The sequence below is a fragment of the Roseovarius sp. SK2 genome, assembly GCF_028807495.1.
GTDB classification, from domain to species: domain Bacteria; phylum Pseudomonadota; class Alphaproteobacteria; order Rhodobacterales; family Rhodobacteraceae; genus Roseovarius; species Roseovarius confluentis.
On the sequence record NZ_JARAMK010000016.1, the window covers coordinates 14126 to 39268 of the forward strand.

The following is a 25143-nucleotide window of genomic DNA, read 5'->3' on the forward strand; positions in this document are numbered from 1 at the left end:
ACCGTGACCCTGTTCGCTTCGGCGGGCGTGATGCTCGCCGTGCTGGCGCTGCCCAACCATCCGGGGCAGATGAATTACAACGGGCTGGTCTATTGGCCGATCGAGTTGTCGGTGCTGCTGTTCGCGATGCTGGCGCTGGGGCGGACCCGCGGCGTGGCGTCGGTTCTGGCGCTGGTTCTGGTGGCGGTCACACTGCTGAAGCTGGCGGACCTGGCGAGTTTCGCGGCCTACAACCGGGCCTTCAACCCGGTGTCGGACCTGTTCCTGGTCGAGGCGGGGGTCGGACTGCTGAGTGACAGCGTGGGAGCGGCGAGCGCTTATTTCGTGGTAGCGAGCTGCGTCGTGGCGACCGGGTTCCTGTACATGCTGTTGCGCGGCGGGCTGAAGGCGTGGGAGCGCGTGGCGTTGCCCGGACCGGCGCGGGTCGTGGCGCTGGCGGCGGCATTGGCCACGGGCGGCTGGGCGGTGGCGGATACCGGGCACCACCTGGGCTATTGGACGTTCGAGAAAAGCCCGCCGGGATCGGCCCGGACCACCCGCGTGGCCGTGGCCCGGATTGGCGACGTCCGCGAGACGGTGGCGGATCTCGAGCGGTTCCGGCAGGCGGCGCAGGTCGATCCGATGCGCGATATTGTCGGCGCGTTCGACCGTCTGGAGGGGCGCGACATCCTTCTCATATGGATCGAAAGTTATGGCCGCGCCAGCATCGACAACCCGGAATATGCCCCGACGCATCTGGACACTCTGCGCCGCGCCGAACGGCAGATCGCCGGGGCGGGGCTTGAGATGAAAAGCGGGTGGCTGACCTCGCCCACGGCGGGCGGGCAAAGCTGGCTGGCGCATGGGGCGCTGGGCAGCGGGCTTTGGACTGCGGACAATGCGCGCTACAGGGCGATGATCGCAAGCGGGCAGAAATGGCTGTTCCACCTGGCCGCCGAGGCGGGCTATCGCACGGCGGCTGTGATGCCGGCGATCACGATGGCCTGGCCGGAAAGCGCGGCGATGGGATTCGAGCATGTGTTCGAGGCCAAGGACATTCCCTACGCGGGCGAGCCGTTCAACTGGGTCACGATGCCCGACCAGTTCACGCTGGCCGCCTATGACGCCCTTTTGCCCGACGATCCCCGCCCGGATTTCATCCAGGTCGCTCTGATCTCGTCGCACGCGCCGTGGACGCCGGTGCCCGAGATGCTGCCATGGGACGAGATCGGAAACGGGACGGAATTCAACGAGATGGCCGCCCGCGGCCCGACGCCCCGCGACCTCTGGAAGGACCGGGATGCGGTGCGTGACGCCTATCGCCGGTCGGTGGACTATTCCCTGAACGCAGTTTTTTCCCACGTGGCGCGGCTGGGCGAGGATGCGCCGCTGGTGATCGTGGCGGGTGACCACCAGGCGGCGGGTCTCATAGCGGGCAGCGACAACCGCGATGTGCCGGTGCATATGATCGCGCCGCCCGGCGTGCTGTCGTTGATCGACGGCTGGGGCTGGACCGGGGGTATGATCCCGGCACCCGAGCTTGAGGCGCAGCGCATGGACGGGTTCCGCAACGCGTTCATCCGCGCGTTCTCGTCGGTCGAGCAGGTGGCGGAGGTTGCGCCATGAAGGTGTGGGCGATCAAGCTTTTGGCCTCGGCGGCGCTGATGGCGGCAATGTTGTGGTGGACCGACACCGCCGAAGTGGGCGCCCGGCTGGCGCGGGCCGACTGGCCTTGGCTGGCGGTGAGCCTTGTGGCGCTGACGCTGGCCACGCTGTCGATGGCGCGGCGCTGGCAATTGACGGCGCAGGCGCTGGAGATACCGATCGGGTTCGGCGCGGCGGTGCGGGAATATTACTTGGCACAGCTGATCAATTCGGTCCTGCCGGGTGGCGTGCTGGGCGATGTGGGCCGCGCGGTACGGGTGCGGCGGCAGGCCGACCTTGCGCGGGCCGGGCAATCGGTGGCGGCAGAGCGGCTGATGGGGCAGGTGGCGATGTTCGCGCTGTTGGCGCTGGGGCTGATCGGGGCGGTGTTGGTGCCGGGCGGAATCGCCTGGCCCGGCGGGGTGTGGGCGCTGCTGGCGGCCCTACCGGTTCTGGGTGCGGTGGTCGTGTGGGTGACGCGCCGGTTCGAGGCGACGCGGTCCTTTCCCGGGCTGGTGTGGCGGCTGATCGGGCACGGGCCAATCTTGATGCACGCGCTTTTGGGGGCAGTGTTGCTGATCGGCGGGCTTTATGCGGCGGCGCGGGCGACCGGGTCGGTCATTCCGCCGGAAGGCCTGTTGACGGTGCTGCCGCTGGTGTTCTGCGCGATGCTGGTGCCGCTGTCGGTCGCTGGCTGGGGCTGGCGCGAGGGGGCCGCGGCGGCGCTTTTTCCGGTCATCGGGCTGGACGCGAATGCGGGCGTGGCGATGGGGATTTGCTATGGCGCGATAATGCTGGTGTCGGCCCTGCCGGGCCTTGCGTTCCTGTGGGTGCCGGGGACCGTGCACGCGGCGCCGGAAGGAGCGGGCCCGTCATGAGCCGCGCGGTGTTTGCCATTCCCGGAGACAAGGACCAGCGCACCGGCGGGTACGTCTATGACGCGACGGTGCTGGACCGCCTGAACGCGCTGGGGCACGAGACGGCGCATTTGGCATTGCCGGACAGTTTCCCCGCGCCGTCGGACGCGGACATGCAGGCCACGTTCGATGCGCTGGCGGCTGTGCCGCGCGGGCGGCCGATCATCGTGGACGGGCTGGCGCTGGGGGCGATGGACCCCGCGCGAATGGACCGGGTCGAGGCGCCGGTGGTGGGCATGGTGCACCATCCGCTGGGTTTGGAAAGCGGGCTGGAGGCCGGGCACGCGCGGGCGCTGTTGCGCAACGAGGCCGCAGTGCTGGGCCGGGTGGCGCATGTCATCGTGCCGAGTGAGCATATCGCGGCGACCGTTGTGCGGGATCTTGGCGTCGCGCGTGACAAGGTCACGGTCGCGCATCCGGGCTTCGAGCGGACCGCGGACGGGACGCGGCCCGCCGCAAAGAAGGCGCATCCGCCGCTGATCCTGTCGGTGGGACTGTTGGCGCGGCGCAAGGGGCATGACGTGTTGCTGAAGGCGCTGGGCCGGCTGACCGGGCTGGACTGGCAGGCCGAGATCGTGGGCAAGGCGCATGACGCATCCATCGCAGGAGCGCTGGAGGTGCAGGTCGCCAAGCTGGGGTTGCAGGACCGCGTGAGTTTTGCCGGAGAGATCGGCGCGGAGGCCTTGAAGGACGCCTATGCCCGCGCCAGCCTGTTTGCGCTGGCCACGCGGTATGAAGGCTATGGCATGGTCCTGAGCGAGGCGATGCTGCACGGTTTGCCCGTGGTGTCGTGCCGGGTGGGCGCGGTGCCCGAGACGGTCGGAGAGGCCGCAGTGCTGGTGGCGCCGGATGATCCCGACGCGCTGGCCGGGGCAATCGAACGCCTGCTGACGGACCCCGGCTCGTCGGAGCGGTATGCCGCCGCCGCGCGGCAGCGCGCGAAGGCCCTGACCGACTGGGATCATACCGCCCGCATTTTCGCCGGCGTTCTGGAACGGATCACCTCATGAGCCGGTTGACCCATCGGATAAACGCGGGGTTTGCCCCGCATCACCCCAAGAAATGGAAGTGTTATGTTCGCTGTTGAAGTTCGTGATCACATCATGATCGCACATTCCCTGCCATCGCCTGTCTTCGGACCGGCACAGGGCCTGCACGGCGCGACCTTTGTCGTCGATGCCGCCTTTTACACCGAAGATCTGGACGAGAATGGTCTGGTCGTGGATATCGGGCTGGCGACCGAGGCCTTGAACGCCGCGCTGGAGCCGTTGAAATACGGTAACCTGGACGACAAGCCCGAGTTCGCGGGCAAGATCACCACGACCGAGTTCCTGTGCCATCACATCTGGGCGCAGTTGCGGGACCACACGAAAACCGAAGGGCTGGGCGATGGCGGGCGCGTGAAACGCATCCGCGTCCAGCTTCATGAAAGCCATGTGGCGCGTGGGTGGTATGAATCAGATATCTGACACCCAGTTCCAGGCCGACTGGCTGAGCCTGCGCGAGGCGGCGGATCACGCCGCGCGGGATGCCGTTCTTCTGGCGCGGGCGGCGCAATGCGTGCCGCCGGGTATGCGGGTGCTGGACCTTGGCAGCGGCACCGGATCGACCGCGCGGGCCTTTAACGGGGCAGGGTATGACAGGGTGCAGTGGTGGTTTCTCGATACGGACGAGGCGCATTTGCAGGTGGCCAAGGCGCGCCATCCCATGGCCGATTGCGTGATGGGCAGCGTGACCGATGTGGAGGCCCTGCCATTGGAACATGTGGGGCTGGTGACGGCCTCGGCCCTCTTGGACCTGATGAGCACGGCCTGGGTCGATGCGCTGGCGGCCCGGCTGGGGCAGGCGGGTATCCCGTTCTACGCCGCGCTGAGTTTTGACGGCCGGATGCGGTGGGAGCCGCCCATCGCGGCGGATGCGGACGTGACCGAGGCGTTCAACCGCCACCAGCGGGGCGACAAGGGCGGTCAGGCCGCGATGGGCCCCGATGCCGCGGCACTGACCGCGAAAGGGTTCGAGGCGCGCGGGTTCGCAGTGACTTTGGCCGGGAGCGACTGGGTGCTGGGACCGGACGATGCCGCCTTGCAGGATGAATTCGTGGCCGGCGTCGCCCGGGCGGCCGCGGAGGCCGGGGAGGCGCAGGCAGAAAGCTGGGCCGGCGTCCGACGCAAGGCGGCGGGGCATACCGCGTTGCGGGTGGGGCACAAGGACCTGCTGGCGGTGCCCGCGGGACACGAGGCCACAGCAGGATGATCGGAGATGAGCATGGAACTGATTGATGTCACCCCCAGGGCCTGGGCCCGTATCCTGGCCGCGCGCAACGACGAGGCCTGTCTGTGCTGCGGCGACTGGAGTTCCGGCGAACGCGCCGCGCTGACGCTGTATGGCGGCATGACGCGCACGGTGTCGGGGCAAAGCGTGATCGCCCAGATCGGGCAGTCGCTTGATGGACGTGTCGCCACGGAGTCGGGCGATGCGCAGGAAATCTCTGGCAAGGACGGGCTGGCGCATCTTCACCGGCTGCGGGCACTGGCGGACGCGGTGGTGATCGGCGTGAAGACGGCGCTGCACGACAACCCGCGCCTGACGGTGCGCCTGGCCAAGGGGCGCAATCCGGCGCGGGTGGTGATCGATCCGAATGGCCGCTTGCCCAACGATGCCGGCCTGCTGCGCGACGCAAGCGCCCGGCGGATCGTGATCCAGGCGGTGGACAAGCCCCGGCCCGATGACGTGGAGGTGATCCGCCTGCCGCGCGGCGAATGGATTTCGCCGGCGCAGATCCTGGCCGCGCTGCGGGGGCTGGGCCTTGACCACGTGCTGATCGAGGGCGGCGGGATCACCATCGCGCAGTTCCTGGAGGCGGGGTTGCTGACGCGGTTGCACGTGGCCGTGGCGCCGCTGTTGATCGGGGCCGGGCCGACGGGGCTGAAAACTTCGCCGGTGCCGTGCCTGGCCGAAGCGTTGCGACCCAAGACCGAGGTGTATGGCCTGGGGTCGGACGTGCTGTTCGATTGTGCGCTGGCGCCCGAGCCCCCGGCGCAGGTGCTGTGGCCGCATCGCGTGCGGGAACGCCCCGCACTGCGGCACTGAGTGAAGCCTGCCCAATGCCAGATACCCTGTCCGTTCATCCGAAAGAGTCCCCAATGTCCCGAGTTGCCGAAAGCCTTCTTCCCAATGTCGCCGAACGTCTGAGCCGGGTGCAGTCCGACCTGCGGCTGGGTCTGCCATGCCTTCTGACGGATGGACCGGACCGCGCCGTGGCGGTGGCGGTCGAGACGCTGAGCCAGGCGCGGCTGGACGGGTTGCGGGAGCTTTTCGGCGTGCCGGAGCTGGTATTGACCAGCAACCGGGCGCGGGCCGCGATGGCGCCGGTCCAAAGCGCGGATATTTCGGAGCTGCCGGTGCGGATCTGTCCGCCGAAGCATGCCGACATGGACTGGTTCCGGCGGCTCGCCGATGCCGGGCAGGATGCTGCGGGTCCGGTGGCGCCACTGCACCGGATCCGCGACCGGGAGGTGCGTCTGCACGGGCTGGCGCTGAGCCTGACGAAGTCGTCTGAATTGCTGCCTGCCGCGCTGATCTTCGGGCTGGCCGGGAATGCGGCACTGCCGGAGGGGCTGAGCATGGCGGCGGTGGAACATTCCGACGCGCTGGAGCACTTCGCGCAGACACCGGCGCTGTCGCCGGTGGCGGTGGCCGGCCTGCCGGTGGAGGCGCATGACGCCGGAAAGCTGCACGTATTCCGCGACCCAGATGGCCGGACCGAGCATTACGCCTTCGAGATCGGCACGCCCGATCCCGCGCGCCCGGTGCTGGCGCGGCTGCATTCGGCGTGCTTTACCGGGGACGTGCTGGGCAGTCTGAAATGCGATTGCGGTCCGCAACTTCGCGCGGCGATGCTGCGGATGGGCGAGGAGGGCGCGGGCCTGCTGCTTTACCTCAACCAGGAAGGGCGCGGGATCGGGCTAGCCAACAAGATGCGGGTCTATGACCTGCAATCGCGGGGGCTGGACACGGTGGACGCGAACCATGCGCTGGGGTTCGAGGATGACGAGCGGGATTTCCGCGTGGCGGCGGTGATGCTGCGCAACCTCGGGTTCGGGGCGGTGCGGCTGCTGACCAACAATCCCGCCAAGGTGCACACGTTCCGGGCGCAGGGGATCGAGGTGGTCGAGCAATTGCCGCTGCGGGTGGGCAAGAACATTCACAACAGCGGCTACCTGGCGGTGAAGGCGCTGAAATCCGGGCACGCGTTGTGAGGGAAGGCGTGGCGCAGGCCCTGTGGATCACCGGCCCGGGTGCGGTCGAGATACGCGAGACGGCGTTCGGTGCCGGGTCGGGTATGGTCGAGGTTGAGACGCTCTACACGGGGATCAGCCGGGGCACGGAACGGCTGGTCTGGAGCGGCGGTGTGCCGGAGAGCGAGCACGAGACGATGAAGGCGCCGTTCCAAGAGGGGGAGTTCAGCTTTCCGGTGAAATATGGCTATGCCGCCGTGGGCCGCGTGGCGGGCGGAGAGCGCGAGGGCGAGACCGTGTTTGCCCTGCACCCGCATCAGGATCGGTTCGCCGTGCCGCAGGAAGCCGCCGTGCCGGTCCCGGCGCCTGTGCCGCCCAAGCGCGCCGTGCTGGCCGCCAACATGGAAACCGCCCTGAATATCGTCTGGGACGCGGGCGTTTCCGCCGGGGACAGGATAACGGTGGTTGGCGCAGGTATCGTCGGGGCGTTGGCCGGATACCTGTGCGCGCGGATGCCGGGCACGGAAGTGTGCCTTGTGGATGTTGATGAGCAAAAGGCTGCACTGGCAGAGGCCATGGGCTGCGAGTTCGCGGCACCGCGGCAAGCGGCGGGCGAGCGTGACGTGGTGATCCACGCCTCGGCTAGTTCGGACGGTCTGGCGACCGCGATCGGGCTGGCGGGTATGGAGGCGACGATCGTCGAGGCCAGCTGGTTCGGGACGCATCGTCCGGAGGTGCCGCTGGGCGGGGCGTTTCATCAGCGCCGCCTGCGGATCGTCGGCAGCCAGGTGGGACAGGTGCCGCCCGGGCGGCGGGCGCGGTGGAGTTATCGTCGGCGACTGGAGAAGGCGCTGGATTTGCTGGCCGATCCCGCGCTGGACGTGCTGATTTCGGGCGAGACGCCATTCGACGGGCTTGCGACGAAGTATGGCGCGATCCTCGAGGATTCGGCGACGCTGTGTCACAGGGTTCGGTACGCGTCGGTGCGGGCTTGAGACGCGGTATCAGGCGCGCAGGCCGCGCAGACCGCTGGTGAACGCAAAGAGGATTGCCGCAACGCAGACGATGGACGGCCCGGCGGGCGTATCCAGCACGTAGGCCGATTGCAGCCCCGCCACGGCCGAAACCGCACCGAGGGCCGCGGCGAAGAGGGCCATTTGCTCAGGCGTGCGCGACAAAGGGCGGGCGGCGGCGGCCGGAATGATCAGCATTGCGGCGATGAGCAGGACGCCGACAACCTTGATGGCGACGGCCACGGTGATGGCGAGGGCCAGCGTGAGGATCAGCTGTTCGCGGCGCGGGTCGATGCCGCTGGCATGGGCCAAATCCTGGCTGAGGGTCGAGGTCAAGAGCGCGGACCAGCGCCAGCCGATCAGGCCGACCACCAGCGCCGCGCCGCCCCAGATCACCGCGAGATCGCCGCGTGAGACCGCGAGGATATCCCCGAAGAGATAAGCCATCAGGTCGATCCGGATGCCCGAGAGGAACGACACCGCCACCAGCCCGAAGGCCAGCGCGGAATGCGCCAGCACGCCCAGGAGGGTGTCCATTGCATAGCCGCGTCCGGTCAACAGGGTCACGGTCAGGGCCATGGCCAGCGCCACGGCCACGGCCCCGGCGAAGATCGAGATCTGCAAGGCCAGCGACAGCGCCACGCCAAGGATCGCGGCATGGGCGGTGGCGTCGCCGAAATAGGCCATGCGCCGCCAGACGACGAAGCTGCCCAAGGGGGCGGCGGCGCAGGCCACGCCGATGCCGGCCAGCGTGGCGCGGGTCATGAAATCATCCAGCATCATTCGGCGGCCTTCGTCGTCGTGTCGTCGTGGGAATGGTCGTGCGCGTGATCATGCCCGCAGGTGGCGTCGTGGCTGTGGTCATGGTCGTGCCGGTAGAGCGCCAGCGCGCCCCCGGTGCCGGTGCCGAACAGGGCCTGGTATTCCGGGGCCGCCGACACGATTTCGGGCGTGCCTTCGCAGCAGACATGGCCGTTGAGGCAGATCACCCGATCGGACGCGCTCATCACCACGTGCAATTCGTGGCTGATCATGACTACGCCGCAGCCGGTCGCGGCGCGGACCTCTTCGATCTGGCGGTAGAAGGCGGCGGAGCCGGGCTGGTCGAGGCCTTGCGTCGCCTCGTCGAGCAGGAGCAGGTTGGGTTGGCCGATCAGGGCGCGGGCCAGCAGGATGCGTTGCATCTGTCCGCCCGAGAGGCCCGACATCTGCCGGTCCGACAGGTCAGGTACGCCGGCGCGGTCGAGGGCGGCGGCGATCTGGGTCGGGGTCGCGCCGCCCGGCAGGCGGAGAAAGCGCGACACGGTCATCGGCAGGGTCGGGTCGATATGTAGCTTTTGCGGCACGTAGCCGATGCGCAGCCCGGCGTCACGGTCGATCCGGCCCACGCTTGGCGTGACCGCGCCGATAAGTGCGCGCAGCAAGGTCGTCTTGCCCGATCCGTTGGGGCCGACGATGGTGACGATCTCGCCCGCCTCGATCGCGAGGGTCACGTCGCGCAAAACCCGCGTGGCGCCGTAACCGACGCTGATATTCTGGACCGAGACAAGGCTCATGTGTCGGCCTTGTCCGAGCAGGTGGGGCAGAGGCCCTCGGCCTCGACGACGGTACGTTCGATCTGGAAACCGGCGGCGCGGGCGGCCGCGCCAAGGGCGCCTCGGGCGGGTGTTGCCTGTGCCTCGGCGACCGAATCGCAGGCGCGGCAGATCATGAAGGCGGGCGAGTGATGCGCGCCGGGATGGGCGCAGGCGATGAAGGCGTTGAGCCGCTCGATCTTGTGGGCAAAGCCGTTGCCGACGAGGAACTCCAGCGCGCGGTAGGCGACGGGCGGCTGCGAGCCGAACCCGGCCTCGCGCAGGGCGTCGAGCATCTCGTAGGCGCCCAGGGCGCGATGTTCGCGCAGCAGGATTTCCAACGCCTTGCGCCGGACGGGCGTGAAGCGCAGGCCTTCGCGGGCGCAATGCGCCTCGGCCTCGGAAATGGCGGCGGCGATGCAACTTGCGTGGTCATGCGACTCGAAGCCGACCGGATCGGTCGGATGATCATCTTCTGGTCGGGAGGTGGTTGTCATATTATAACAGTTCGTGTATCCGCTGTGGAATGTTATATAATCACAAGAGGCCACCCGTGTCCAGAAACCTTCTTCCGTGTTTTCTCGCGTCCACCATCCTGGCCGGACCGGCCTTGGCAGAGGTGCCGCAGGTGGCGGTGGACATCGCGCCGGTGCATTCGCTGGTGGCGCGTGTGATGGACGGGGTGGGCGCGCCCGCGCTGATCGTGGCGCCGGGCGCCAGCCCGCATGAGTACAGCCTGCGCCCCTCGGAAGCGGCGGCGATGCAGGACGCGGACCTGGTGTTCTGGATCGGCCCGGACCTGACGCCCTGGCTGGAGGATGCGCTGGGCACGCTGTCGGGCGAGGCGCAGGTGGTGGGGCTGATGGAGGCCGATGGCACGGTCGCGTTGCCGATCCGGGAAAACGCGCTGTTCGAGGCGCATGATCACGGCGGGCACGGGGACGACGGTCATGATGATCACGCGGATCATGAGGAGCATGCGGATGATCATGACGACCATGCGCATAGTGACCATGATGACGATGAACATGCAGATCACGACCACGCCGACCATGACCACGCGGATCATGAAGGTCACGAAACGCACGAAGAGGACCACGCCGGCCACGGGCACGATCATGGGCATCAGGACCCGCACGCGTGGCTGTCGCCCGACAACGCGGAGACCTGGTTGAACGCGATTGCCGCGGCGCTGTCGTCGGCCGATCCGGACAATGCCGGCGCCTACTTCGCCAATGCCGCGGAGGGACGCGAGGAGATTGCCAGCCTCAGGGCCGAGATCGACGGCATTCTGGAGCCGGCGCGGGAAGGCAACTTTATCGTCTTCCACGATGCCTACCAGTATTTCGAGTCGGCGTTCGATTTTCCGGCCTCGGGGGCAATCTCGGTCTCCGACGCGTCCGATCCCAGCCCGGCACGCGTTGCGGAAATCCAGGAGCGGGTGAGCGCGCAAGGGGTGACCTGCGTGATGTCTGAGCCCCAGTTCGATCCGGGTATCGTGGCCGCCGTTACGGACGGGGCCGATGTCAAAACCGGCGTGATGGACCCGATGGGGTCGGATCTGGAGCCCGGCGCCGGGCTTTATCCGCAGCTTTTGCGCAACCTTGCGACGGCCCTGGCGGAATGCCTTTAGCCCGGATCAGGATCCTGTCAGAAGCTGGTAGCCGGGGGTGGTGATCGCCTTGACCGTGGTGATCGGGGCCTCGTCGACCCAGGTGGTGCGTTCGATGACCAGGAGCGCCGCGCCGGGTTCGGTGTCCAGCAGGTCGGCCTGACGGGGATTGGCCGAGATGGCGTAGAATCGCAGGTCGAGGCGGGTGTAGGGCTTGTTCAGAACGAGCCATTCATTCGCGCTTTGCCCGGTGAAATCGAGGTCGCGCACCTCGGGCGAGGTTTCGGGGCAGATCCAGCGGTCTTCGAAGATGTAGGGGCGTCCGTCGGAAAGGTGCAGCGCCTCGACGCGAAGCATCGGGCGGGACGTGCTGAGCCCGAAGGCGGCGAGAACGCCGCGTGGTGCCGGGGCGGTGCGGCGGCTGATCAGCTGATAGTCATAGCGCGCGCCACGTTGTTCCACCTCGCGCCGTGTGATGGGAATGTCGAGCGTGGCGCGGGTTACGGGTTCGGCCCTGACCCGCGTACCGCCCTTGCGGCGGCGCTCCACGAGGCCGCTGTCTGAAAGATCCTGCATGGCACGCTGGACCGTGGAGCGGGCGCAGCTGAGGTCTTCGGCGATGTCGGCGTCGCGGGGCAGGCGGTCTCCGGGGCCGTAGCGACCGGTGAGGATCTGTTCGTGGATACGGTCGCGCACATCCTTCCACGACAGGCGGGAGTCGGAGGTCATATGTCCTGTCCCAGCGTGGTGACGACGTCGAGGAAAGCCCGCGTGATGCGGTCGCGGTCGGCGTGGCGGCCGTCCTTGACCATGTGACGGCCCGCGCTCCAGACATCTGTGACGCAAGCGCGCCCGCGCCCGGAGAAGATCAGGCTGTCGAGAACCACGTCGCCGGTACGGTTGCAGAGGAACTCGTTGTCGGTGGAGACCGCGATGAGATCGGCCAGCTGGCCCTCGGCGACCTGGCCCGAGGCGCGGCCGGCCGCCTGTGCCCCGGCGCGGGTGGCCGCGTCGAAAAGCACGCGGCCGGTGGAGTGGTCCGCCGTGGCCATCGCCGCGCGGCTGCGGTCGCGCAGGCGTTGGGAATAGTCGAGCGTCGCCAGTTCCTCCCATAGGGCGATGTGGATGTTGGAATCCGAGCCGATGCCGAACCTTCCGCCAGCGTCGCGATATGCGGTGCCGTTGAAGATACCGTCGCCGAGACTGGATTCCGTGATGGGGCAGAGCCCGGCCACGGCGCCGGTTTGCGCAAGGGCGCGGGTTTCGGCGTCGGTCATCTGGGTGCAGTGGATGAGGCACCATTTGTCGTCGATCGGGGCTGTGTCGAGCAGCCATTCGACCGGGCGGGCGCCGTGATGGGCCTCGACCTCCTCGACCTCGGCCGCTTGTTCGGCAAGATGCATGTGGATCGGGCCATCGGGGCAGATGGACTGCGCCTGGGCCAGCGCCTCGGGCGGGACGGCGCGCAGGGAATGGGGCGCGACGCCGATGGCGAAATCGTCCGGCCCGTTGGCCACCAATGCGGCACTGTCGGCGTGCAGCCGCGCGAAAAGGTCGAGGTCGCTGCCGAAGCGGCGCTGGCCGCCTTCGAGCGCGCGCCCGTCGCAGCCGCCTTGCATGTAGTGCACGGGCAGGAGGGTGAGGCCGATGCCGGTATCCTGCGCCGCCTGGGTGATACGCCCGGCCATTTCGGCCAGGTCGGTATAGGGGGCGCCGCCGATATCGTGGTGCAGGTAGTGGAATTCGGCCACCGCGCCGTAACCGGCCTCGAGCATTTCCATGAATACAAGTTCCGCGATGGCCTGCACGTGGTCGGGCGTGAGGCGGTCGAGGAAACGGTACATCAGTTTCCGCCATGTCCAGAAACTGTCGCGCGGGTCGGGGCCGCGAGTTTCGGTCAGTCCGGCCATGGCGCGTTGAAAGGCGTGGCTGTGCAGGTTGACCGGGGCAGGCAGCAGCAGGTCGACGCATTGTGCGTCCGGCGAAGGCGTGCGGGAGATTCGCGTGATGCGTCCCTGCTCGATGGTGAGGCAAAGGTCGCTGACCCAGCCATCCGGAGTAAGGGTCTGGCGAGACTGGATTTCCTGCACGGGCGATCTCCATTGACAAAATATGTGCATACATATTAACGTTATGTCGGCCACATTGCAAGGAAAGTACCAATGCCCGATCACCTGACGATCACCAACGCCACGATTGCCTGCATGGATGCGTCGGAGGACGGCTATGGCCTGCGGCGTGATGCGGCGCTGCGGGTGCAGGGTGAGCGGATCGACTGGGTCGGCCCGATGGCCGACTTGGAAGAGCTTCCGAAGGATGCACAGGTGATCGACGCCGAAGGTCGGTTGCTGACGCCGGGTCTGATCGACTGTCACACGCATATCGTGCATGGCGGCAACCGCGCGCGGGAATTCGAGATGCGGCTCGAGGGGGCGAGCTATGAAGAGGTGGCGCGCGCCGGGGGCGGGATCGTTTCGACCGTGACGGCGACGCGGGAGGCGGACGAAAGCCTGCTGCTTGCGCAGGCGCTGCGCCGCGCGGATGCGCTGATCGCGGAAGGGGTGACGACGATCGAGATCAAGTCGGGCTATGGTCTTGATATCGAAACGGAACTCAAGATGTTGCGCGTGGCGCGCGCGGTGGGCGAGGCACGTCCGGTGCGGGTGGTGACCTCGTTCCTGGGCGCGCACGCGGTGCCCAAGGGCGCGGATGCGGACAGTTATATCGACGAGGTTTGCCTGCCCGCGCTGGAGGCGGCCCATGCCCAGGGGCTGGTCGATGCCGTGGACGGGTTTTGCGAGGGGATCGCCTTTGACACCGCCCAGATTGCGCGGGTGTTCGACAAGGCCGCGGCGCTGGGCCTGCCGGTCAAGCTTCATGCCGAGCAGTTGAGCAATATCGGCGGGACGAAGCTGGCGGCGGAGCGCGGCGCGCTGTCGGCGGATCATGTGGAATATGCGAGCGAGGCCGACGCCAAGGCGTTGGCCGAAGGGGGCAGCGTGGCGGTCTTGCTGCCCGGGGCATTCTACACGTTGCACGAGACGCAAAAGCCGCCGGTTGCGGCGTTCCGCGCGCAGGGCGTGCCGATGGCGGTGGCGACGGATTGGAACCCCGGGTCGTCGCCGATGGGCTCGGTCCTGCTGGCGATGAACATGGCCTGCACGCTGTTCGGCCTGACCCCGGCCGAGGCGCTGGCGGGCACGACGCACCATGCCGCGCAGGCGCTGGGGCTGTATGACCGGGGCGAGATCGCGCCGGGGATGCGGGCGGACCTGGCCATCTGGGATGTCGAGGAACCGGCGGAGCTGAGCTATCGCATCGGGGTGAATCCACTGCACAAACGAATATTCGGAGGCCGAGCATGACCCTGACGCTGGTGCCGGGAGAGACCCGGCTGGAGACGCTGGAGCGGGTGTGGCGCGAGGGTGTGGCGGCGACGCTGATGCTGGACGCGCGGGCGGCAATCGAGGCGGCGGCGGAAAAGGTCGCCGAGGCGGCGCGGGGTGACGTGCCGGTTTACGGGGTGAACACCGGCTTTGGCAAGCTGGCCTCGGTGCGCATTCCGCCCGAGGACGTGGAAACGTTGCAGCGCAACCTGATCCTCAGCCATTGCTGCGGTGTAGGCGAGGTTATGGAAGCCGAGACCACGCGCCTGATGATGGCGCTGAAGCTCTTGTCGCTGGGGCGTGGCGCCTCGGGCGTGCGGTGGGAGATCTGTGCGCTGATCGAGGGAATGCTGGCGAACGGCGTGGTTCCGGTGATCCCGTCGCAAGGATCGGTTGGCGCGTCAGGCGACCTTGCGCCGCTGGCGCATATGGCCGCCACGATGATCGGTGAAGGCGAGGCGTTGCTGGACGGTGTGCGGATGCCCGCCGGCGAGGCGCTGAAGACGGCCGGGCTGAAGCCCGTGGTGCTGGGGGCCAAGGAGGGGCTGGCCCTGATCAACGGCACTCAGTTTTCGACAGCCTGCGCATTGGCGGCGTTGTTCGACGGCGTCCGCGCACTCAGGGCGTCGATCGTGACCTCGGCACTTTCGACGGATGCCATCATGGGCTCGACCCAGCCATTGCAGCCAGAGATCCACACCCTGCGCGGCCATGCGGGGCAGATCGACGTGGCCACGGCCATGTCGGCCCTGATGGCGGGCAGCGAGATCCGCGAAAGCCACCGCGAAGGCGACAGCCGCGTGCAGGATCCGTATTGCATCCGCTGCCAGCCGCAGGTGGCGGGGGCAGCGCTGGACCTGTTGCGCTTTGCCGCGAAAACGCTGGAGATCGAGGCGAATGCCGTCACGGATAATCCGCTGGTGATCGAGGCCGGGATCGTCTCGGGCGGGAATTTCCATGCCGAGCCGGTGGCCTTTGCCGCCGACCAGATCGCGCTGGCGCTGTCGGAAATCGGGGCCATCGCGCAGCGGCGCGTGGCGCTGATGGTGGACCCGGCCTTGAGCCATGACCTGCCGCCCTTCCTGACACCGGTGCCGGGTCTGAACTCGGGCTTCATGATCGCCGAGGTGACGACGGCGGCACTGATGAGCGAGAACAAGCACCTGGCGAACCCGTGTTCGACCGATAGCACGCCGACCTCTGCCAACCAGGAGGATCATGTGAGCATGGCCGCCCACGGCGCGCGGCGGCTGCGCCGGATGAACGCGAACCTGTCGATGATCCTTGGTGTCGAGGCGCTGTGCGCCGCGCAAGGGATCGAGGCGCGCGCGCCGCTGGTGACATCGGACGCGTTGCGGCGCGCGATTGCGGCGATCCGGGCGGAGGTGCCGCGGCTGGAAGAGGACCGGATGATGGCGCCGGATATGGAAAAAGCCGCCGCGCTGGTGCGCGAGGACGCGCTGGCACGCGAGACGGGCGTGGAGGTCGGGCTGTGAGTTTTGTCGAGGTGACGCGCGGGCAGAGCCCGCTGGTTCTGGGCCTGCCCCATACGGGCACGGATGTTCCCGGTGATATCGCGGAAGGATTTAACGAGACCGGGCGTGAGCTGGCCGATACGGATTGGCATATTCACGAGCTTTACGCCGGGCTGGTGGGCGACGTGACCACGGTGCGCACGACCATCCACCGCTATGTCATCGATGTGAACCGCGACCCGGAGGGCGCGAGTCTCTATCCCGGTCAGAACACCACGTCGCTGTGTCCGGTGACCGACTTTGATGGACAGCCTATCTGGCGCGAGGGGGCGGAACCCGACGCGGCCGAGATCGCGCGGAGGCGAGCGGCGTATCATGCGCCTTATCACGCGGCGCTTTCGGCGGAGCTGGAGCGCGTGCGCGGGATTCACGGGTTCGCGGTGCTCTATGACTGCCACTCGATCCGCTCGGAAATTCCGTTCCTGTTCGAGGGTGTCTTACCTGACTTCAACGTGGGCACGGATGAAGGCCGGACCTGCGCGGCGTCGATCAAAGACAGCGTTTACGGCACGTGCGAGGCCGCCGAGGGGTACAGCGCCATCCTGAACGGACGTTTCAAGGGGGGCTGGACAACGCGGCACTACGGCCGGCCGGACGAGGGACTGCACGCGATCCAGATGGAACTGGCGCAGTCCACCTACATGCTCGAAAGCCCGCCATGGGATTATGCGCCTGAGCGTGCGGACCTGTTGCGCGCTCACCTGAAAACCATTCTAGACGACCTGATCCGTTGGAGGCCCGAATGACCAATCCCCGCCATAACCTGCGCGACATTTACCCGCCGACCGGCACCGAGATCAGCGCGAAAAGCTGGCAGACCGAGGCGGCGATGCGGATGCTGATGAACAATCTGCACCCTGACGTGGCCGAGAACCCGCATGAACTGGTGGTTTATGGCGGCATCGGGCGTGCCGCGCGGACATGGGATGATTTCGACCGGATCGTTGCCGGGCTGAAGGACCTGGAGGCGGACGAGACGCTGGTGGTGCAGTCCGGCAAGCCCGTCGCCATCGTGAAAACCCATGCGGACGCGCCGCGCGTTCTGATCGCCAATTCCAATATCGTGCCGCATTGGGCCAACTGGGACCATTTTAACGCGCTCGATAAGAAGGGCCTGATGATGTACGGCCAGATGACGGCCGGGTCGTGGATCTATATCGGGTCGCAGGGCATCGTGCAGGGCACCTACGAGACCTTTGCCGAAGCCGGGCGTCAGCATTACGACGGAGACTTGACCGGCAAGTGGATCCTGACGGGAGGCCTGGGCGGCATGGGCGGGGCACAGCCCTTGGCCGCGGTGATGGCGGGGGCGTGCTGTCTGGCGGTGGAGTGCAACCCGGACAGCATAGATTTCCGTCTGCGCACGCGGTACGTGGACGAGAAGACCGACAGCCTTGATGAGGCGCTGGAAATGATCGAGCGCTGGACCAAGGCGGGCGAGGCGAAGTCGGTGGCGCTCTTGGGCAATGCGGCGGACATCTTTCCCGAGATCCACAAGCGGGGCGTGCGGCCCGATATCGTGACCGACCAGACCAGCGCGCATGACCCGGTGAACGGCTACCTGCCGCAGGGGTGGAGCATGGCCGAGTGGCGCGACAAGCGGGAGAGCGACCCCAAGGCGGTCGAAAAGGCCTCGCGCGCGTCGATGAAGGTGCATGTGAAAGCGATGGTGGATTTCTGGAACGATGGTGTTCCGACGCTGGATTACGGAAACAACATCCGGCAGGTGGCGCAAGAGGAAGGGCTGGAGAACGCCTTTGCCTTTCCCGGCTTCGTGCCGGCCTATATCCGGCCTTTGTTCTGCAAGGGGATCGGGCCGTTCCGCTGGTGTGCGTTGTCGGGTGATCCCGAGGATATCTACAAGACCGACCAGGCGATGAAGGAACTGTTTCCCGAGAACGAGAAGCTGCACACGTGGCTGGACATGGCGCGCGAGAGGATTTCCTTTCAGGGGTTGCCCGCGCGGATCTGCTGGATCGGGCTGGGCGACCGGCATCGTGCCGGGTTGAAGTTCAACGAGATGGTGGCCAGTGGCGAGTTGAAGGCGCCCGTGGTGATCGGGCGGGACCACCTCGACAGCGGCTCGGTCGCCAGCCCGAACCGCGAGACGGAAGCGATGAAGGACGGATCGGACGCGGTGAGCGACTGGCCCTTGCTGAACGCGCTGGTGAATACCGCGAGCGGCGCGACCTGGGTCAGCCTGCATCACGGCGGCGGCGTCGGTATGGGGTTCAGCCAGCATGCGGGCGTTGTGATCGTGGCCGATGGCACCGACGAGGCCGCGAAACGGTTGGAGCGGGTTCTGTGGAATGACCCGGCCTCGGGTGTGTGGCGGCATGCGGATGCGGGGTACGAGACCGCGATCGACTGCGCCAAGGATCATGGCTTGCGCTTGCCCGGCATCCTGGGGAACTGAGTCATGGACAGGGCCGCCAGCGTTGTGGAGGCAGCTTGCCAAGTTTGGCCACGTGCGTGCCGAGGCCTGAAATTTAGTCAGACGGGTTCCGGATCGGACTGCCGAGCGGGGCCGCTTGCTGCAAACCGCTTTGCAGCCTTGAAAAACAGCAGCTTCGGCGCGACTGCTAAGACAACGTGCGCGGCGCCGCGATGAAACAATACGAAACACCAGCAACCAACAAGGAGAGACTCATGGACAGACGCAAATTTTTGACGACCGCCGCCATTGGCACTGCAGCCGCGCCGCTGGCCACCCCGGCCATCGCGCAGGACGTGCAGCAGTGGAAGATGGTCACCGCATGGCCCAAGAACCTGCCTGGCCCCGGTGTGGCCGCACAAATGCTGGCCGACCGGATCACCACGCTGTCGGGCGGGCGGATCGAGGTGAAGCTGTTCGCCGCCGGCGAACTGGTGCCCGGGCGCGGCGTTTTCGATGCCGTCAGCGAAGGCACGGCGGAACTATACCACGCGGTGCCGGCCTATTGGGGCTCGAAATCCAAGGGTATCCTTCTGTTCGGCTCGCAACCCTTCGGATTGCGCGCGGACGAGCAGGTGGGTTGGCTTTACCACGGCGGCGGCCAGGCGCTTTATGACGAGATGTACGGCCAGTTCGGCATCAAACCGTTCCTGTGCGGCAACTCGGGCCCGCAATGGGGCGGCTGGTTCCGCAACGAGATCAACTCGGTCGAGGACCTGAAGGGGTTGAAGTTCCGCACCACGGGCCTTGCGTCCGAGATGTGCGCCAAGCTGGGCATGGCGGCCGAGGCCATGGGCGGGCCGGACATGTTCCAGGCGTTGCAGACCGGCGCATTGGACGCGGGCGAGTTCATCGGGCCGTGGACCGACAGCGCGCTGGGCTATCAGCAGGTGGCCAAGAACTATTACTGGCCCGGCGTGGGCGAGCCGTCCTCTGCCGAGGAATGCGGTGTGAATGCCGAGGTTTTCGGCGCGTTGCCTGACGACCTGAAAGAGGTCGTTTCGGTGGCTTGCGAAAGCCTCTACAACCCGGTCTGGACGGAATACACCACCAAGCACGCGGCGTCGCTGAAGAAGCTGGTCGAGGAAGACGGCGTGCAGGTCAAGAAGTTCCCGCAGGAGGTGATCGACGCCATGGGCGAGGCGGCCAAGGAAGTGATCGACGAGCTGCGCCAGGACAGCGACGACCTGGTCAAGCGGATCACCGAAAGCTTTGTCGCCTATCGCGACAGCGTCGGGGCCTACATGACCTATGCCGACAACGGGCAGATGAATGCTCGCGCGGCAGTGATGGGCTACTGAGAAAGCGGGCGCGCGGGGGTGGCCTCGCGCGCCATGACCAAAGGGGCAGGGAAGGCCGGAAAATGCTGGCACTCGCAGGGATCATCGACGCGATCAATCGCGGTATCGCGTCGGCCGTGCGCTGGTTTGCGCTGGTGATGGTGCTGGTTCAGTTCGGCATCGTGATCGGGCGCTATGTGTTCGGCGTCAATTCGATCTGGGTGCAGGAAAGCGTGCTGTACCTGCATGCCACTTTGTTCATGCTGGCCGCCGGCTACACCCTGCTGGTGGACAAGCATGTGCGGGTCGACATTTTCTATGCCAAGGCCGCGCCCGCCACGCGGCGGTGGATCGACATGGCCGGGCACCTGTTTCTGCTGTTGCCCGCGATGGTGGCGCTGGTCTGGTGGTCGTGGCCCTCGGTGCGCAATTCCTGGAAAATTCTTGAAGGGCCGATCTCGGTCGGAGGCATCGAGGCGGTTTTCCTGCTGAAATCGCTGATCCCGGTGTTCTGCGTGCTGGTGGCGTTGCAATCCATCGCGATCCTGCTGCGGCTCTTCGCAGGTGAGGAGCCGGCGTGACGGACTATCTTGACCTTCTGATGTTCGCAGCCCTCGTGGTGGCGATACTGTCGGGCTTTCCTGTGGCGTTCAGCATCGCCGGGATCGCGGTGCTGTTCGCCTACCTGGGCTGGGCCGTGGGGGCGATGGACATCTCGCTTTTGGGGGCGTTCGGGCAACGGGTGTACGGGCTGATCTCGAACCAGGTGCTGATCGCGATACCGCTCTTCGTGCTGATGGGCGCATTGCTGGAAAAGAGCCGCATCGCCGAGGAGTTGCTGGACACGATGGGCCGGGCCTGCGGGTCGTTGCGCGGCGGGCTTGGCATTTCCGTGATCCTGGTGGGGGCGCTGTTGGCGGCGTCGACCGGGATCGTGGGCGCGACGGTGGTGGCGATGGGAATGATCGCGCTGCCGACGATGCTACGCTCGGGGTACAATCCGAGCGTGTCGGCCGGGATCGTATGCACGGCGGGCACGCTGGGGCAGATCATTCCGCCGTCGACCCTGCTGATCATCCTCGCCGACGTGATGTCGAATGCCTATCAGCAGGCGCAGTACGAGCAGGGCAAGTTCTCGGTCGAGGCGCTTTCGGTGGGGCAGTTCTTTGCCGCTGCATTGATCCCAGGGTTGGTGCTTGTGTCGCTCTACCTGATCTACGTGCTGGTGCGCGGCGCGTTGCGCCCGCAAGACATGCCGCCCGCCGACGCGACGATGCCCCGCCCGAGCGGGCGTGAAGTGCTGGGGGCCATCGTGCCGCCCGTCCTGCTGATTTTCGCGGTGCTGGGCTCGATCCTGGGTGGGTTGGCCACACCGACCGAGGCCGCCGCCGTGGGGGCGGTGGGGGCGCTTTTGATGTCAGGTGCGCGGCTGGGCAGGTCCCGGGGCCTTATCCTGATCGCCGCCGCCGCGCTGATCGTGCTGGCCATCGCGGCGGGGGTCTTTCCGGTTCGGCTTCAGCGGGGGGATCTTGGCGTCGGGTCCTACATTGCCGGTGGGATCTACATCGCGCTGGCGGTTCTCGGGCTGATCGGCGTTCTGGCCGCGCTGCGCAACGTGCTGGCCGAGCGCGTCGCGCATGATGCGGTCACGTCCACCATGACCATGACGGCGATGATCTTTGCCACGATCCTGGCTGCCGGTATGTTCTCGCTCGTCTTCATCGGATTGGGTGGAGAAGATCGCGTGGCCTATTGGCTGGCGAACCTGCCGGGCGGGGCGACCGGGGCGCTGGTCGTCACGATGATCATCGTCTTCTTCATGGGGTTCTTCCTTGATTTCGTGGAAATCTCGGTGATCGTGCTGCCACTGGTGACGCCGTCGCTGATCCTGCTGGGGCATGATCCGATCTGGCTGGGGATCATCCTGGCGATCAACCTGCAAACCTCGTTCCTGACGCCGCCCTTCGGGTTCTCGTTGTTCTACCTGCGGGGCTCTGCGCCGCCGGAGATCACGACCGGCCATATCTATCGCGGCGTCATGCCCTTTATCGGCTTGCAAGCCGTGGGCGTGGCCGTGGTGTGGTTCTGGCCGTCGCTGGCGACATGGCTGCCGCGCGTGATGTTCTGAGACGCGGTGCCGCCCGGGGCAGCGCGGATCTCTGCCATGGCTGGCGGTGGTGGTGGCCTCAGGGTCTGCAGAAGGCATCGTTGGAAGGTCACGAAGCGATACTTGCAGGCCGCGCGCAGCAAAAAGCCCGGGTGGCAGGGATGTGCCATCCGGGCTGAAAGCAAAGTTTAACGACCGACCGGCCGGCCAGCGCGCCGGGCTTTGACGGCGCGCAGCCTATTATTTCAAGTGAGCGCGCAGCATCCAGGCGAATTTCTCGTGGGTCTGACCGCGGGCGATGCACAGGTCCTCGGTCAGCGTGTCACCATGCTTGGCGGCCAGTTCCCCGGCGCCCGCGATGGTTTCGGCCAGGGTTTCCTGCGCCTCTTTCAGAAGGCGGATCATCTCTTCGGCGGCGGGCGTGCCTTCGGCCTCGGGAACCTTGGAGCGCTTGATCATACCGGCAAGCACACCTTCGGCGTGTCCGTCGAGCGCCTTGATCCGCTCGGCCAAGTCATCCTGGGCCACGAAGTGATCTTCGTAGATGGTCTGGAACAGCTCGTGCAGCGGGCCGAAGGCCATGCCGGTGACGTTCCAGTGAAAATTCTGCGCCAGCATCGTGGTCACGGCGGTCTCGGCAACGCATTGGTTGAGAGCCTCGGAAATCTGGGCGTTGGCGTCGGTGGAAAGAGATTGTGCCGTTTCGGTCATACTCGCCTCCTTGGTTGTGTGGAAATGTCTGTTCGGAGCTATGCTGGCTGGCGATTGGCTGGCTTGCAGGCTCAAAATAGGGCCTGCACCAGCGTTCGGCAAGACAATTTAGAATCTTTCTAAATCTGAGGGAAATTGTCAGCCACGTTGCCCAGAAGAAAGACGAGATTGCGGTGTGCGTGTTTGGGAACGCGGGAATGCAGCAGGAAGGTGCAACTGGCCGTGTCTTCTCTCCGTATGCTGCGGGCAAGGGCCAGGAGCCAGTCCTCGTCGAATGAGATTTCGGGTTCGCCGGCGCGGAACAGGATCGGCCGACGGCCGAGCGCCTGCGACAGGCAGCGCATCAGCACGTCCGAGGCCGCTTGCCTGGCGATATCGCGATTTACAGACAGCGAGGCGCAGGCGCCGAAGAGGTCGACATAGCTTTTGCACCGCGCGTCACGCGCGGCGTGGCGCAGGTGGTCGAGCAGGGGCGTGTGGCCTGTCTCGGTCCGGTTGTCATGCAGGCCGTCATAGTGTGGGAGGCGCAGTGCTGAGGTCATGAGGGGTCGGTTGTCCTACGATCTGGTCCAGTGTCTTTCGCGGTGTTGGGCGTGGGGGGATCCCGCGTCAGGCGGCCTTGCCGCCCTCGATCGCGGTGAGCGTCACTTTCTTCTTGCGGCATTTCTTTGCATAGGCGGCGTCCCAGTGCTTGTAGCGGCCCATCATGGCCTGCTGCGCCACAAGAAGTTCGACGAAGGCTTCGCGCTGCTTGTCCTTTTTCAGTTGCTTGAACAGGCTTTTCTGGGCCTTTGTCATCGAGCAGCCGATACAGTGACCCTCGCGCTTGAACTTGCAGACGTCGATGCAGGGACTTGGAACTTTCGGCATGGGGCCTCGCTGGAGTGCGGCTGGGACTGGCTTGGGATTGGATCGGGGGTCACTTGGTCAGGATCAGGTTGCCGGCTTGGGTGATGCGCAAGGTGTACACCTGGCCATCGAGCGCGATGTTGGCCGTGACACCGTTCGGAACCAGATCGCGGGCATCGTGGGTGGCAATGCCCTCCGTGTCCGGGGCGGGGCGTGAGGCGGGTTCAGATGTTGTCATTCAGCAACCTTTCCGGTGGCCTTGGCAGTACCGCGGGCGGTGTGCGGCTGCGCAGAGTTGGGCCAGAAGAAACCCGACTTTTCGAGTCGGGATTAAGGTTGTGATATCTTATTCCGATTGTTTCAGTCAAGAAATGTTCGCGGCAGGGTGGGCCCGGTCACGATGCGATTAAGTGCCATCCGCTTGATCCAGGAACCGAAGGCGGTTTCCGAACGGGTCGGTCACTTCCATCTGCAGCCCCCACGGCAGCGGCTCCAGGCCGGGGCACATGTACGGATTTGCGGGCAGGGTGGCGTGCCAGTCGCGCAGGTTGTCGATATGGACCATGGCGGTCGAACCCGGCGTGGCGTCGCCGTGGTGTTCGGTCAGATGAAGGTGGAATGCTCCCAATCGCAGGAACGCATAGAGCGGAGCGCCGTCGAACACGCGGACCTGACCCGTCCAGTCGAAGCCCAGCCAGTCGACGTAGAACGCACGCGCGCGGGTTTCGTCGAAGCTGCGGAACACGGGTGCGGTGCGCGTGACCTGCGGGGTCATGCCGGGGCGTCGGCGTCGATTTTCTGGATCGCGCGAAACCCTTCGAAACGCGGCGTGCCTTCGTGCAGTTTGCGGCTTTGGCCGGCACGGGCGTGGGAGGCGCGGAACTCCTCGCTGGTCGTCCAGGCGCGGAAATGCGCCTCGCTTTCCCAGACGGTGTGCGAGGCATAGAGCACGCGGCCGTCTTCCTCGGGACCCTTGAGCATGTGGAACGACACGAAGCCGGCCATGTCCTTGAGGCGGCTTTCGCGGCTGAGCCACAGATCCTCGAATTCGGCGGCGTTCTCAAGGGGCACGGTGAAGCGGTTCATGGCAAGATACATCTTGGGGTCCTTACTGGTTGGTGAGCGAAGCACAGGGGTCGTCCCGCTGGGCCGTGGGCACGGTGCGGGTTTCATCGAAGGACGTGTCGGTCCCGGCCTCGACAAAGCCGATGGAGTGCGTGCTGACGTCGGGTGCGGCCCGGGCGATCATCGCGGGGATGCCCCAGTCGGTGCGGGCGTGGCCGTTTCCGGCGATCACGACGATAGGCGCGCCGTGGGTGTCGAGCGCGTCGAGTGCTGCGCGGGCGAACACCGCGTCGCGGTAGCGTTGCACGGCGACCATCCCGGCCATCATGTCGCGTGGCATGGCCTCGCAATGGGCAGCGAACTGCATCTCTTCGCGGATGGTCTGCTGATCCTCGGGCAGGGGCGTGTCCAGGCCAAAACGCGCGGCGTCGGTGCCGAAGATCTTGGCGGCACCCTCGGTATAGACCGTGCGCACGCTGTCGCGCGGGGCGGCAGCGCCGATGATCGTTACGCCCTCCAGAGCATCGAAGATGGGGGCGTAGAGGTCGAAATCGCTCCAGCCGCTGGCTGTCCATGCCTCTTCGGCCAACGACCGGTCGGTATTGACGCGGGCAGCCTCTTCAGCGGTCAGCATCTCGAAGACGACCGCGCTGGGCTGCAATTCGGAAATCGCCGCGGCCTGGCCCAGATGGGCGTCGGGATTGTCATGAACTTCGCCCAGAATGACGATATCCGCGGCGGGCTGGGCCAGCGCGGGCGCCGCGAAGCAGAGAAAGAGAATGGCAAGGCGCACCGGGTA

At 66.5% G+C, this 25143-nt stretch carries 28 protein-coding genes; 16 read left to right on the forward strand and 12 right to left on the reverse strand.

What is annotated here, in order from left to right; all coding sequences use genetic code 11:
* Positions 1-3 precede the first annotated feature (3 nt).
* From PVV74_RS21475 to PVV74_RS21510, 8 genes are all read left to right on the forward strand, one after another.
* Positions 4-1605, forward strand: a complete 1602-nt coding sequence (locus PVV74_RS21475) for a sulfatase-like hydrolase/transferase (protein ID WP_274594596.1) — start codon at positions 4-6, stop codon at positions 1603-1605.
* Positions 1602-2501 (forward strand): lysylphosphatidylglycerol synthase transmembrane domain-containing protein, encoded by a 900-nt coding sequence (locus tag PVV74_RS21480; protein WP_274594597.1) that lies wholly within the window; start codon positions 1602-1604, stop codon positions 2499-2501. Before PVV74_RS21475 ends, PVV74_RS21480 begins: the two co-directional genes overlap by 4 nt.
* Positions 2498-3550, forward strand: coding sequence for a glycosyltransferase family 4 protein (locus tag PVV74_RS21485; RefSeq protein WP_274594598.1), 1053 nt, complete (start codon positions 2498-2500; stop codon positions 3548-3550). Before PVV74_RS21480 ends, PVV74_RS21485 begins: the two co-directional genes overlap by 4 nt.
* Positions 3551-3643: 93 nt before the next feature.
* On the forward strand, positions 3644-4009 hold the full coding sequence (locus tag PVV74_RS21490) for a 6-pyruvoyl trahydropterin synthase family protein (protein ID WP_338020439.1): 366 nt from the start codon (positions 3644-3646) through the stop codon (positions 4007-4009).
* Positions 3993-4793: a methyltransferase domain-containing protein gene (locus PVV74_RS21495; protein WP_103765009.1), complete on the forward strand. Its 801-nt coding sequence runs from the start codon at positions 3993-3995 to the stop codon at positions 4791-4793. The genes PVV74_RS21490 and PVV74_RS21495 overlap by 17 nt, the downstream gene beginning before the upstream one ends.
* 12 nt (positions 4794-4805) lie before the next feature.
* On the forward strand, positions 4806-5630 hold the full coding sequence (locus tag PVV74_RS21500) for a RibD family protein (protein WP_103765008.1): 825 nt from the start codon (positions 4806-4808) through the stop codon (positions 5628-5630).
* A gap of 53 nt (positions 5631-5683) precedes the next feature.
* On the forward strand, positions 5684-6799 hold the full coding sequence (locus PVV74_RS21505) for a GTP cyclohydrolase II (protein WP_274594600.1): 1116 nt from the start codon (positions 5684-5686) through the stop codon (positions 6797-6799).
* A gap of 8 nt (positions 6800-6807) precedes the next feature.
* A complete protein-coding gene (locus tag PVV74_RS21510) occupies positions 6808-7773 on the forward strand; it encodes a zinc-dependent alcohol dehydrogenase (RefSeq protein WP_274594601.1) in 966 nt (321 codons plus the stop codon).
* A 9-nt stretch (positions 7774-7782) separates the two neighbouring features.
* On the opposite strand, the gene PVV74_RS21515 is transcribed toward PVV74_RS21510, so the two are convergent.
* Genes PVV74_RS21515 through PVV74_RS21525 form a run of 3 tightly spaced genes read right to left on the reverse strand, consistent with a single transcriptional unit; the run spans position 7783 to position 9862 of the window.
* Positions 7783-8571 (reverse strand): metal ABC transporter permease, encoded by a 789-nt coding sequence (locus PVV74_RS21515; protein ID WP_103765029.1) that lies wholly within the window; start codon positions 8569-8571, stop codon positions 7783-7785.
* The gene (locus PVV74_RS21520) at positions 8571-9347 is read right to left on the reverse strand and encodes an ATP-binding cassette domain-containing protein (RefSeq protein ID WP_103765005.1); all 777 of its coding nucleotides are present in this window, start codon (positions 9345-9347) and stop codon (positions 8571-8573) included. The genes PVV74_RS21515 and PVV74_RS21520 overlap by 1 nt, the downstream gene beginning before the upstream one ends.
* Positions 9344-9862, reverse strand: coding sequence for a transcriptional repressor (locus tag PVV74_RS21525; protein WP_274594602.1), 519 nt, complete (start codon positions 9860-9862; stop codon positions 9344-9346). Before PVV74_RS21525 ends, PVV74_RS21520 begins: the two co-directional genes overlap by 4 nt.
* 56 nt (positions 9863-9918) lie before the next feature.
* Between PVV74_RS21525 and PVV74_RS21530 the strand changes: the two genes are divergently transcribed.
* Positions 9919-10998 carry a zinc ABC transporter substrate-binding protein gene (locus tag PVV74_RS21530; protein ID WP_274594603.1) on the forward strand — a complete coding sequence of 360 codons (1080 nt, stop codon included), beginning with the start codon at positions 9919-9921 and terminating at the stop codon, positions 10996-10998.
* Positions 10999-11004: 6 nt separating this feature from the next.
* On the opposite strand, the gene PVV74_RS21535 is transcribed toward PVV74_RS21530, so the two are convergent.
* Both PVV74_RS21535 and PVV74_RS21540 read right to left on the reverse strand, forming a co-directional pair.
* Positions 11005-11706, reverse strand: coding sequence for a GntR family transcriptional regulator (locus PVV74_RS21535; protein WP_274594604.1), 702 nt, complete (start codon positions 11704-11706; stop codon positions 11005-11007).
* Entirely contained in the window at positions 11703-13067 is a 1365-nt protein-coding gene (locus tag PVV74_RS21540) for a formimidoylglutamate deiminase (protein WP_274594605.1), read from the reverse strand. The genes PVV74_RS21535 and PVV74_RS21540 overlap by 4 nt, the downstream gene beginning before the upstream one ends.
* Before the next feature lie 72 nt (positions 13068-13139).
* On the opposite strand from PVV74_RS21540, the gene hutI reads away from it, so the two are divergent.
* From hutI to PVV74_RS21575, 7 genes are all read left to right on the forward strand, one after another.
* Complete coding sequence (hutI, locus tag PVV74_RS21545) at positions 13140-14342, forward strand: imidazolonepropionase (RefSeq protein ID WP_425061827.1); 1203 nt, start codon at positions 13140-13142, stop codon at positions 14340-14342.
* Positions 14339-15859 (forward strand): histidine ammonia-lyase, encoded by a 1521-nt coding sequence (gene hutH, locus PVV74_RS21550; RefSeq protein WP_274594606.1) that lies wholly within the window; start codon positions 14339-14341, stop codon positions 15857-15859. The genes hutI and hutH overlap by 4 nt, the downstream gene beginning before the upstream one ends.
* Positions 15856-16644, forward strand: coding sequence for an N-formylglutamate deformylase (hutG, locus tag PVV74_RS21555; RefSeq protein WP_274594607.1), 789 nt, complete (start codon positions 15856-15858; stop codon positions 16642-16644). The genes hutH and hutG overlap by 4 nt, the downstream gene beginning before the upstream one ends.
* Positions 16641-18314 carry a urocanate hydratase gene (hutU, locus tag PVV74_RS21560; RefSeq protein ID WP_274594608.1) on the forward strand — a complete coding sequence of 558 codons (1674 nt, stop codon included), beginning with the start codon at positions 16641-16643 and terminating at the stop codon, positions 18312-18314. The genes hutG and hutU overlap by 4 nt, the downstream gene beginning before the upstream one ends.
* A 233-nt stretch (positions 18315-18547) precedes the next feature.
* Entirely contained in the window at positions 18548-19633 is a 1086-nt protein-coding gene (locus PVV74_RS21565) for a TRAP transporter substrate-binding protein (RefSeq protein ID WP_103765028.1), read from the forward strand.
* A 62-nt stretch (positions 19634-19695) separates the two neighbouring features.
* A complete protein-coding gene (locus PVV74_RS21570) occupies positions 19696-20193 on the forward strand; it encodes a TRAP transporter small permease subunit (protein ID WP_103764996.1) in 498 nt (165 codons plus the stop codon).
* Positions 20190-21740: a TRAP transporter large permease gene (locus tag PVV74_RS21575; protein WP_274594609.1), complete on the forward strand. Its 1551-nt coding sequence runs from the start codon at positions 20190-20192 to the stop codon at positions 21738-21740. The genes PVV74_RS21570 and PVV74_RS21575 overlap by 4 nt, the downstream gene beginning before the upstream one ends.
* 219 nt (positions 21741-21959) lie before the next feature.
* Here PVV74_RS21575 and PVV74_RS21580 read toward each other — a convergent pair whose 3' ends face one another.
* The 7 genes from PVV74_RS21580 to PVV74_RS21610 all read right to left on the reverse strand — a co-directional run bounded on the left by PVV74_RS21580 (position 21960) and on the right by PVV74_RS21610 (position 25137).
* Complete coding sequence (locus PVV74_RS21580; protein WP_103764995.1) at positions 21960-22430, reverse strand: Dps family protein; 471 nt, start codon at positions 22428-22430, stop codon at positions 21960-21962.
* 119 nt (positions 22431-22549) lie between these two features.
* Entirely contained in the window at positions 22550-22972 is a 423-nt protein-coding gene (locus PVV74_RS21585) for a hypothetical protein (RefSeq protein ID WP_274594610.1), read from the reverse strand.
* A gap of 67 nt (positions 22973-23039) precedes the next feature.
* On the reverse strand, positions 23040-23300 hold the full coding sequence (locus PVV74_RS21590) for a DUF1289 domain-containing protein (RefSeq protein WP_274594611.1): 261 nt from the start codon (positions 23298-23300) through the stop codon (positions 23040-23042).
* 49 nt (positions 23301-23349) lie between these two features.
* Positions 23350-23517, reverse strand: a complete 168-nt coding sequence (gene hemP / locus PVV74_RS21595) for a hemin uptake protein HemP (protein WP_103764992.1) — start codon at positions 23515-23517, stop codon at positions 23350-23352.
* Positions 23518-23685: 168 nt separating this feature from the next.
* Complete coding sequence (locus tag PVV74_RS21600; protein ID WP_274594612.1) at positions 23686-24054, reverse strand: glyoxalase superfamily protein; 369 nt, start codon at positions 24052-24054, stop codon at positions 23686-23688.
* Positions 24051-24377, reverse strand: coding sequence for an antibiotic biosynthesis monooxygenase family protein (locus tag PVV74_RS21605; protein ID WP_103764990.1), 327 nt, complete (start codon positions 24375-24377; stop codon positions 24051-24053). The genes PVV74_RS21600 and PVV74_RS21605 overlap by 4 nt, the downstream gene beginning before the upstream one ends.
* A gap of 10 nt (positions 24378-24387) precedes the next feature.
* Positions 24388-25137: a ChaN family lipoprotein gene (locus PVV74_RS21610; RefSeq protein ID WP_274594613.1), complete on the reverse strand. Its 750-nt coding sequence runs from the start codon at positions 25135-25137 to the stop codon at positions 24388-24390.
* Between the last annotated feature and the right edge of the window lie 6 nt (positions 25138-25143).

Coding starts and splice junctions, on each gene's coding strand:
- PVV74_RS21480 (WP_274594597.1), top strand. CDS start 1,602: ATGAAGGTGTGGGCGATCAAGCTTTTGGCCTCGGCGGCGCTGATGGCG.
- PVV74_RS21485 (WP_274594598.1), top strand. CDS start 2,498: ATGAGCCGCGCGGTGTTTGCCATTCCCGGAGACAAGGACCAGCGCACC.
- PVV74_RS21490 (WP_338020439.1), top strand. CDS start 3,644: ATGATCGCACATTCCCTGCCATCGCCTGTCTTCGGACCGGCACAGGGC.
- PVV74_RS21495 (WP_103765009.1), top strand. CDS start 3,993: ATGAATCAGATATCTGACACCCAGTTCCAGGCCGACTGGCTGAGCCTG.
- PVV74_RS21500 (WP_103765008.1), top strand. CDS start 4,806: ATGGAACTGATTGATGTCACCCCCAGGGCCTGGGCCCGTATCCTGGCC.
- PVV74_RS21505 (WP_274594600.1), top strand. CDS start 5,684: ATGTCCCGAGTTGCCGAAAGCCTTCTTCCCAATGTCGCCGAACGTCTG.
- PVV74_RS21515 (WP_103765029.1), bottom strand. CDS start 8,571: ATGCTGGATGATTTCATGACCCGCGCCACGCTGGCCGGCATCGGCGTG.
- PVV74_RS21520 (WP_103765005.1), bottom strand. CDS start 9,347: ATGAGCCTTGTCTCGGTCCAGAATATCAGCGTCGGTTACGGCGCCACG.
- PVV74_RS21525 (WP_274594602.1), bottom strand. CDS start 9,862: ATGACAACCACCTCCCGACCAGAAGATGATCATCCGACCGATCCGGTC.
- PVV74_RS21535 (WP_274594604.1), bottom strand. CDS start 11,706: ATGACCTCCGACTCCCGCCTGTCGTGGAAGGATGTGCGCGACCGTATC.
- hutI (WP_425061827.1), top strand. CDS start 13,140: ATGCCCGATCACCTGACGATCACCAACGCCACGATTGCCTGCATGGAT.
- hutH (WP_274594606.1), top strand. CDS start 14,339: ATGACCCTGACGCTGGTGCCGGGAGAGACCCGGCTGGAGACGCTGGAG.
- hutU (WP_274594608.1), top strand. CDS start 16,641: ATGACCAATCCCCGCCATAACCTGCGCGACATTTACCCGCCGACCGGC.
- PVV74_RS21565 (WP_103765028.1), top strand. CDS start 18,548: ATGGACAGACGCAAATTTTTGACGACCGCCGCCATTGGCACTGCAGCC.
- PVV74_RS21570 (WP_103764996.1), top strand. CDS start 19,696: ATGCTGGCACTCGCAGGGATCATCGACGCGATCAATCGCGGTATCGCG.
- PVV74_RS21580 (WP_103764995.1), bottom strand. CDS start 22,430: ATGACCGAAACGGCACAATCTCTTTCCACCGACGCCAACGCCCAGATT.
- PVV74_RS21585 (WP_274594610.1), bottom strand. CDS start 22,972: ATGACCTCAGCACTGCGCCTCCCACACTATGACGGCCTGCATGACAAC.
- PVV74_RS21590 (WP_274594611.1), bottom strand. CDS start 23,300: ATGCCGAAAGTTCCAAGTCCCTGCATCGACGTCTGCAAGTTCAAGCGC.
- hemP (WP_103764992.1), bottom strand. CDS start 23,517: ATGACAACATCTGAACCCGCCTCACGCCCCGCCCCGGACACGGAGGGC.
- PVV74_RS21600 (WP_274594612.1), bottom strand. CDS start 24,054: ATGACCCCGCAGGTCACGCGCACCGCACCCGTGTTCCGCAGCTTCGAC.
- PVV74_RS21605 (WP_103764990.1), bottom strand. CDS start 24,377: ATGTATCTTGCCATGAACCGCTTCACCGTGCCCCTTGAGAACGCCGCC.